Here is a 533-nt window from a genome sequence, read left to right as displayed (position 1 = left end):
TTCGGTACGCAGATGATTTTCACATTTATGTTTCTTCCCGGAAAGCAGGTCATCGGGTGCTGAACTCCGTCACTACCTTCATTGAGAAGAAACTGCATTTGAAAGTGAACCGAGAGAAATCGGCTGTCGACAGACCATGGAGAAGAAAATTCCTGGGGTTCAGTTTCACACCTCACGGCAATCCGAAGGTGCGTGTACACAAGAAAAGCATACAGCGTCTAAAGGAAAAGGTTCGGGAACTAACATCCAGGTCGAAAGGATGGAGTATGAAATACCGTATCTTAAAGCTGAACCAATACCTTACCGGATGGTGCGGGTATTTCGCTCTAGCGGATACGAAGAGCATCTTTTCTAAACTGGATGCCTGGATTCGTCGCCGAATGAGGATGTGTCTTTGGAAAGAATGGAAACTTCCAAAGACTCGTAAGAGGAAGCTGATTGGCTTAGGTGTCCCTAAGTGGAAAGCCCATGAATGGGCAAATACCAGAAAGGGATACTGGCGAATTGCGGAGAGTCCTATACTAAGTAAAACC

The 533-nt window shown here is 46.0% G+C and carries 1 protein-coding gene; it reads left to right on the top strand.

What is annotated here, in order from left to right; translation table 11 throughout:
• Nucleotides 1–533, top strand: a 533-nt coding sequence (locus tag ACFOGI_RS16770; RefSeq protein WP_390275126.1) for a group II intron maturase-specific domain-containing protein, incomplete at both ends; no start/stop codon positions are given.

Source organism: Virgibacillus xinjiangensis (genome assembly GCF_042643145.1).
GTDB classification, from domain to species: Bacteria; Bacillota; Bacilli; order Bacillales; family Amphibacillaceae; genus Virgibacillus_O; species Virgibacillus_O xinjiangensis.
Note: the sequence above shows the minus strand (reverse complement) of the source record. Positions and strands in the feature narration are given on the sequence as shown.